The organism is Acrocarpospora phusangensis (genome assembly GCF_016862995.1).
GTDB classification, from domain to species: Bacteria; Actinomycetota; Actinomycetes; order Streptosporangiales; family Streptosporangiaceae; genus Acrocarpospora; species Acrocarpospora phusangensis.
The window spans coordinates 1-1,444 of the sequence record NZ_BOOA01000197.1 but is presented as its reverse complement, the minus strand read 5'-3'; the positions used below and the strand labels follow the sequence as shown (position 1 = coordinate 1,444).

Genomic DNA, 1,444 nt, shown 5'->3' with positions numbered 1-1,444 from the left:
GAGCAATGCTTGAGATCTGTGGATCTGCGGGGAAGGGGGTGTACCTTCCCGATGATCATGTCAATCCTCAAGCATGACCGACGCGCCAACGCCGGTCGGGAAGGCACACCCGTTGCTCACCGTAGTCCCTGACCCCGCCGACGGCGACCACACGCCCGGCGGCTCCTGCTCGTCCTCGCTGATCGACGAGATCGTCCGCGAAGGCGCCCGCCGGATGCTCGCCGAAGCATTGAAGGCCGAGGTGGACGCCTACATCGCCGCCTTCGTCGGCGAACGTGACGAACACGGCCGCCGCCTGGTCGTGCGCAACGGCTCCCACCAGAGCCGCGAGATCCTCACCGCGGCCGGCGCGATCGAGGTCACCGCCCCCCGCGTCAACGACAAGCGCATCGACGCCGAGACCGGCGAGCGTCGGCGGTTCTCCTCGGCGATCCTGCCGCCCTGGGCGCGCAAGACCCCGAAGATCACCGAAGTACTTCCTCTGCTCTACCTGCACGGCCTGTCCAGCGGAGACTTCGTGCCCGCCCTCGGCCAGTTCCTCGGCTCCACCGCGGGCCTGTCCGCACCGGTGATCACCAAGCTGACCGAGCAATGGAAGGCCGACCAGCGCACTTTCGCCGCCCGCGACCTGTCCGGCGTCGACTACGTCTACCTCTGGGCCGACGGAGTCCACGTCAACATCCGCCTGGAAGAGCACAAGCTCTGCCTGCTGGTGATGATCGGAGTCCGCGCCGACGGCCGCAAGGAGCTCATCGCCCTGGCCGACGGCTACCGCGAGTCCACCGAGTCCTGGGCCGACCTGCTCCGCGACTGCAAGCGGCGCGGAATGAACGCGCCGATCCTGGCGGTCGGCGATGGCGCGCTCGGGTTCTGGGCTGCGTTACGTGAGGTGTTTCCGCAGGCCAGAGAGCAGAGATGCTGGTTTCACAAAATTGCCAACGTGCTGGGGGCGCTCCCGAGGTCGGCGCACCCCGCCGCGAAGAAGGCCCTGGCCGAGATCTGGAACGCCGAGAACAAGGAGCACGCCCAGAACGCGGTGAAGGACTTCCGCAACACCTACGGCGCCAAATATCCCAAGGCCGTGGCCAAAGTGGCCGATGACCTCGACGAGCTGCTCGCCTTCTACGATTACCCGGCCGACCACTGGGTGCATCTGCGCACGACCAACCCGATCGAATCGACCTTCGCGACCGTCAGGCACCGGACCAAGGTCACCAAGGGTCCCGGCTCGCGGGCCGCCGGGCTGGCCATGGCCTTCAAACTGATCGAATCCGCTCAGACTCGCTGGCGTGCGGTCAACGCCCCCCACCTGGTCGCACTGGTCCGCGCCGGAGCGAGATTCGTCAACGGCAAGCTCGTCGAACGACCCGACGACGCTCCCACCGAGGACCCCTCCTCGATAGCTGCCTGAAGTTCTTGATCCACAGATATTGACTATTGCTCG

General features: G+C 66.4%; 1 protein-coding gene. It reads left to right on the top strand.

Annotation, left to right across the window (positions count from 1 at the left end; genetic code table 11):
- Nucleotides 1-112 precede the first annotated feature (112 nt).
- Nucleotides 113-1,411 (top strand): IS256 family transposase, encoded by a 1,299-nt coding sequence (locus tag Aph01nite_RS40880; RefSeq protein ID WP_373872396.1) that lies wholly within the window; start codon nucleotides 113-115, stop codon nucleotides 1,409-1,411.
- Nucleotides 1,412-1,444: the final 33 nt, after the last annotated feature.